This is a genomic window from Flavobacterium sp., from assembly GCF_035760125.1.
Taxonomy (GTDB): domain Bacteria; phylum Bacteroidota; class Bacteroidia; order Flavobacteriales; family Flavobacteriaceae; genus Flavobacterium.
Map to the genome: position 1 here is coordinate 1 of NZ_DASTTN010000112.1, position 6038 is coordinate 6038.

A 6038-nucleotide genomic window follows, 5' to 3' on the forward strand; every position below is an offset into this window, starting at 1 on the left:
GAATTCAATGACATTATCCAAAACATTGCCGATATGGATGCCGATGTGATTACCATAGAATGTTCACGTTCGCAAATGGAATTACTGGATGTTTTTGCCGATTTTAAATACCCTAACGAAATAGGCCCTGGAGTTTACGACATTCACTCGCCACGTGTACCTTCACGCAACGAAATGGTTAAATTGCTGGAAAAAGCCTCAGCGGTTATTCCAGTTGACCAACTTTGGGTTAATCCTGATTGCGGCTTAAAGACGAGACATTGGGATGAAACCAAAAAAGCCTTAATCGAAATGGTCTCTGCCGCAAAAGAAATGCGAATTGCAGTTGGAGACATTGTAATAGCTTAATACTAATCTTTACAACTAAAAAACCCTAGTAGATTTGATAATTTACTAGGGTTCCTTTTCATCTTAAACTTTTATTTATCAATACCTTTAAGGCAAAATAATAATTCTCTTTTGCTTTTCAAATTCATGTTTTTTAACCACATAGGTTTCTGACATAGAATCGTGCCATCCCTCTGCAGTACCACTTAAAAAAGAAAAAGCTTCGAATGGAATGAATCTACAAAGTGTACGTTTCAAAATGCTCTTATAATTGGGTTTTGAACCATCTTTCATAATCACATAAGTTTGGGTTAAAAATTTCGCGATGGAACGAGAGAAATACAGCTCGGTCAAATAATAGTAAAAACCAGCAATAACCGCAAAAGAAAACCCTTTTTCCAATACTCCTATAGTACCAATCCAAGTCTTCAGGAAAGAGCTATTAGCAATATCCGCAAATATGGATATAGTTACTCCAACGCTAAGCCAAATTACATATTGCATCAATAAATCAATAATGAAATTCGACAAACGCTGCCCTCTCGTAGCCAGTAAATCATTGGTAACTGTAAATTTATTATGTCCCATATTTTCTATTTTTCAATACTCTAAAAACACAACAAACAAAAAAACATAACTACTTCAAATTTAAGAAATTAATTCCACAATTTTCAATTAGATAACTACCAATTACAATAATGATTTTAGCATCAAAAACTAAAATCTGGCTTAGCTTTTCAAGCATTTACTTTTGCTTATTAATCTCTGCCTGAATGATATTATTTTTCACTTCTTTGAGTAAATGATTTTTTGCTTCCGCAAAAGTAATATCATAGATTCGAGTCACTTCCTGAAATTCGACAGGATATTTGGCAAGTAACTTTGTATAATAACTATCTAAAACTTCTCTGGATGGAGCCGTAAATTCCAGTTCCATTTCAAAACGGCGCACCAAGGCTTCGTCTATCATTTGGATTTGATTGGTAGCGGCAATTAATACCGATCGATTGGGAAAATTATCTATTAACTGGATAATCGAATTGACTACCCGTTTCATCTCGGTACTGTCTTTGTTATCATAATCTCGGATTTGACCCAAGGAATCAAATTCATCAAAGAACAAAACCGAGCTTTCGTATTGTACTTCCTTGAACAGTCCTTCAATATTCTTGGACGTTTCCCCCAATTTGGAAGAAACAATTCGGGAGAGATTGACAATGATTAGCTTTTTATCCAGCTTTCTCGCAATCGCTTTGGCTGTCATTGTTTTGCCACAGCCTGTTTTTCCATGCAATAGTATTTTATTCACTACAGGCAACTCATATTGCTCCAAAACGGAACGAAACTGATATTCCTTTAAGAACTGATTAATTTGCTCGGAAACTGCATCATTAAACACTACATCCTCAAGATGGACAATGCTTCGGTCTGTAAAATATAATAAACTCAAGTGAATTGGATTTTAAATACTATTTCTTTAAATGAATTCGGCAAATTTAGACAAATTTAATTATGGAAACGAATGTCTTTTAGCCCCGATTATAGTGGAAATCCTTTTATCTCGTTCCTTTAACGAGATAAAAGATTGAAACGAAAAGCGGGAAATAGCTCCTAAAAAAAAACAGCCATCATAACTGACAGCTGCTTCTCTTTATTCTTTGTTCTTTAATCTATTTTCTCATTAAGACCCACACATTTCGCAATCGTCTGGACCAGCATTTTTAGCTAATTCAATCATTGCTCTGTATTCTTCAGCAGTCATTTGAGTTTCTACTACTTCAACCGCCTCAAGAACTCTAGCTTGTGGTTTAGAATCTGGAATAACTTCCTCTTTTTTATCGTTGTTCAAAGTAAACTTAATCGCATCAACCGCCGCTTTGGTTCTCAAATAATACATTCCTGTTTTCAAACCAGATTGCCAAGCGTAGAAGTGCATTGAAGTCAATTTAGAATAATTGGCATCTTGCATAAACAAGTTCAATGATTGTGATTGATCCACAAAATATCCTCTTTGACGAGACATATCGATAATGTCTTTCATAGACATTTCCCAAACGGTTTTGTATAATTCTTTCAAATCTTGAGGAATTATATCAATATTTTGAACCGATCCATTGTGACGCATGATTTCTTGTTTCAAGTCGTCATTCCACAATCCTAATTTTACTAAATCGTGCAATAAATGTTTGTTTACCACAATAAATTCACCAGACAATACGCGTCTTGTATAAATATTCGAAGTATATGGTTCGAATGCTTCATTGTTACCCAAAATTTGAGAAGTCGAAGCTGTTGGCATTGGCGCAACTAATAATGAATTACGAACACCGTTTTTCACCACTTCTTTTCTAAGCGAAGCCCAGTCCCATCTTCCGGATAATTCTTCGTCTTTCATTCCCCACAAATTGTGTTGGAATTCTCCATTAGACATTGGTGATCCTTTGAAAGTTGAATAAGGACCTTCTTCTATTGCCATTTCCATAGACGCGGTACAGGCAGCGAAGTAAAGGGTTTCGAATATTTCTTGATTTAATGTTTTAGCTTCATCACTTGTAAAAGGCAAACGCAACATGATAAAAGCATCGGCAAGTCCTTGTACCCCAAGACCGATTGGCCTGTGACGCATATTGGAATTTTCGGCTTCTTTTACTGGATAGTAATTTCTGTCGATTACTCTGTTCAAGTTACGAGTCACACGTTTAGTAACGTCGTATAATAATTGGTGATTGAATTTTCCGTTTTCAACGAACATTGGCAACGAAATAGAAGCCAAATTACAAACAGCTACCTCATCACTTGAAGTGAATTCCATAATTTCGGTACACAAATTCGAAGAACGAATAGTACCTAGATTTTTTTGGTTTGATTTTCTGTTGGCAGCATCTTTGTACAACATATAAGGAGTACCAGTCTCGATTTGTGATTCCAGGATTTTCTCCCACAATTCACGAGCTTTGATTGTTTTTCTACCTTTACCTCTAAATTCATAATCAGTATATAAAGCTTCGAATTCTTCTCCGTATACATCATACAAACCTGGGCATTCGTTAGGACACATTAAAGTCCAAGTAGAATCTTCCTGTACACGCTTCATGAATAAATCAGAAGTCCACATCGCGAAGAACAAATCTCTCGCGCGCATTTCTTCTTTACCTGTATTCTTTTTCAGATCCAAGAAATCAAAGATATCGGCATGCCAAGTTTCGATATAGATAGCAAAACTTCCTTTTCTTTTTCCACCACCTTGATCTACATAACGAGCAGTATCATTAAACACTCTCAACATTGGCACAATACCGTTTGAAGTACCGTTTGTACCACGAATGTAAGAACCGGTCGCACGAACATTGTGAATAGAAAGTCCAACTCCTCCCGCTGATTGCGAGATTTTTGCTGTTTGTTTTAAAGTATCGTAAATACCGTCAATACTATCATCTTGCATTGCTAAAAGGAAGCAAGAAGACATTTGAGGTTTTGGAGTACCTGCGTTAAACAAAGTTGGCGTTGCATGTGTAAAGTACTTCTTAGACATTAAGTCATAAGTCTCCATTACCGATTTCAAATCGTCTAAGTGAATACCAACAGCAACACGCATCAACATGTGTTGTGGACGCTCCACGATTTTTCCGTTTATTTTCAATAAATACGAGCGTTCCAGTGTTTTAAAACCAAAATAATCGTAGTTAAAATCTCTATTGTATATAATGTGTGAATCTAAAAACTCAGCATTTTCCATAATCACTTTATGAACTTCTTCAGCTAATAAAGGTGATTCTTGATTGGTTCTTGGATTGATGTAATGAAACATTTCATTCATCGTTTCTGAGAACGATTTTTTGGTATTTGAATGTAGATTTGAAATGGCAATACGAGCAGCCAATTGTGCATAATCCGGATGAGCAATGGTCATTGATGCAGCAGTTTCAGCAGCAAGATTATCAAGCTCAGATGTAGAAACTCCATCATACAAACCTTCAATAACTCGCATAGCAACTTTAACTGGATCTACCAATTCGTTCAAGCCGTAACATAACTTTTTGATTCTCTCTGTAATTTTATCAAACATTACAGGTTCCTTGTGACCGTCTCTTTTTACTACAAACATACTTTTATCAATTTTTAATTAATGAATTGTGATTTACGAACAGTAGGAATTCATAATCCATTTTTTTACTCACAGTCAATCCATAATCCATTTCGATATTTTGTTTCATCGCATAAAATGAAATGAAACAAAACGCCGTAATTTGCCCCGAAATTAATCAGGCTGAATTAACTTAGTTTTAAGATTTGGGGGTCTTACAAAAACTATTTAATTATAATTATTTTTTATTTTTTTTTAGCGCTATTAAATACTATAGAAAATATTTAAAATTCAAAACTTCATTCTAAAAATCGGCGTCAAAGCTAATTTTTTGGGAATCACCTTCGGTAACTTTAACCCCTGATTTTTGATATTCAGCAACTTTTTTCTCAAAGAAATTAGTTTTTCCTTGAAGTGAAATCATATCCATGAAATCAAATGGATTGGCAACATTATATTCTCTATCGCAACCCAATTCTACCAATAATCTATCGGCAACAAATTCTAAATATTGAGTCATTAAACCTGCATTCATTCCTATCAAACTTACAGGAAGTGATTCAGTGATAAATTCTCTTTCGATATTCAAAGCATCAACAATAATACTTCTTATTCTTTCTTTTGGTACTTTATTTACCAAATGATGATTGTGTAAATGCACTGCAAAATCACAGTGAACTCCTTCGTCACGAGAAATCAACTCATTAGAAAAAGTCAAACCTGGCATTAATCCACGTTTTTTCAACCAATAAATAGAACAAAATGCACCAGAAAAGAAAATTCCCTCTACCGCTGCAAAAGCGATAAGCCTTTCGGCAAAAGAATCAGATTCAATCCATTTCAATGCCCAATCTGCTTTTTTTCTAATTGCTGGAAAAACATCCAAAGCATTGAATAATTCAGATTTTTCGTTTTCGTCTTTTACATAAGTATCAATTAAAAGCGAATAGGTTTCACTATGAATATTTTCCATCATGATTTGGAAACCATAGAAAAATTTAGCTTCAGCATATTGCACTTCATTAACAAAATTCTCCGCTAGATTTTCATTAACAATTCCATCAGAAGCTGCAAAAAAAGCAAGAATATGTTTTATAAAGTAACGTTCGTCATCATTTAGCTTATTATTCCAGTCGTTTAAATCTTGTGACAAATCAATTTCTTCAGCAGTCCAAAAACTGGCTTCCATCATTTTATATCTTTCCCAAATATCATGATGTTTAATTGGGAAAATCACGAAACGATTTTTATTTTCTTGTAAAATTGGTTCTATTTGAGACATTTGATTTTGTTTGTTTATTTTGATTTTTATACTGAAAATAGATGCGAAAAACGAATTACAAAGATTGTGAAATAATGCGGTTATTAAAAGTCAAACTTATTCACAATAGCTCATAGTTTTTAACAAAAAATAAAAATGGGAATACTTTTCATACAAAACATATTTAACTGATTATCAATGAATTAAATTCATTTTAAAGCTTTAAGTACAGTAAAATATAGAATTTTTAAAAGTGATGAATAGAAATTATCGTTTAAATTTTACAAACCTTTTTTTAAGTCTTCGGCTACTTTTTCAAGTTCCAAATACCAATCTTCACCAAAGCGACGAATAAGGGCTTCTTTG

At 34.0% G+C, this 6038-nt stretch carries 4 protein-coding genes and 2 pseudogenes; 1 reads left to right on the forward strand and 5 read right to left on the reverse strand.

From position 1 onward, the window contains the following. Positions 1-348, forward strand: a pseudogene (locus VFS71_RS04355) (5-methyltetrahydropteroyltriglutamate--homocysteine S-methyltransferase); the annotation flags it as partial. Between the two features lie 87 nt (positions 349-435). On the opposite strand, the gene VFS71_RS04360 reads toward VFS71_RS04355, so the two are convergent. The 5 genes and pseudogenes from VFS71_RS04360 to VFS71_RS04380 form a co-directional block, all read right to left on the reverse strand. Next, positions 436-915, reverse strand: a complete 480-nt coding sequence (locus VFS71_RS04360; RefSeq protein ID WP_326399600.1) for an RDD family protein — start codon at positions 913-915, stop codon at positions 436-438. Between the two features lie 157 nt (positions 916-1072). Beyond that, on the reverse strand, positions 1073-1777 hold the full coding sequence (locus VFS71_RS04365; protein ID WP_326399602.1) for an ATP-binding protein: 705 nt from the start codon (positions 1775-1777) through the stop codon (positions 1073-1075). 231 nt (positions 1778-2008) lie between these two features. Continuing rightward, positions 2009-4432 (reverse strand): ribonucleoside-diphosphate reductase subunit alpha, encoded by a 2424-nt coding sequence (locus VFS71_RS04370; protein ID WP_326399603.1) that lies wholly within the window; start codon positions 4430-4432, stop codon positions 2009-2011. Positions 4433-4715: 283 nt separating this feature from the next. Beyond that, complete coding sequence (locus VFS71_RS04375) at positions 4716-5693, reverse strand: ribonucleotide-diphosphate reductase subunit beta (RefSeq protein WP_326399604.1); 978 nt, start codon at positions 5691-5693, stop codon at positions 4716-4718. Positions 5694-5953: 260 nt separating this feature from the next. Further along, positions 5954-6038, reverse strand: a pseudogene (locus VFS71_RS04380) (DUF3109 domain-containing protein); the annotation flags it as partial.

Coding starts and splice junctions, on each gene's coding strand:
- VFS71_RS04375 (WP_326399604.1), bottom strand. CDS start 5,693: ATGTCTCAAATAGAACCAATTTTACAAGAAAATAAAAATCGTTTCGTG.
- VFS71_RS04360 (WP_326399600.1), bottom strand. CDS start 915: ATGGGACATAATAAATTTACAGTTACCAATGATTTACTGGCTACGAGA.
- VFS71_RS04370 (WP_326399603.1), bottom strand. CDS start 4,432: ATGTTTGTAGTAAAAAGAGACGGTCACAAGGAACCTGTAATGTTTGAT.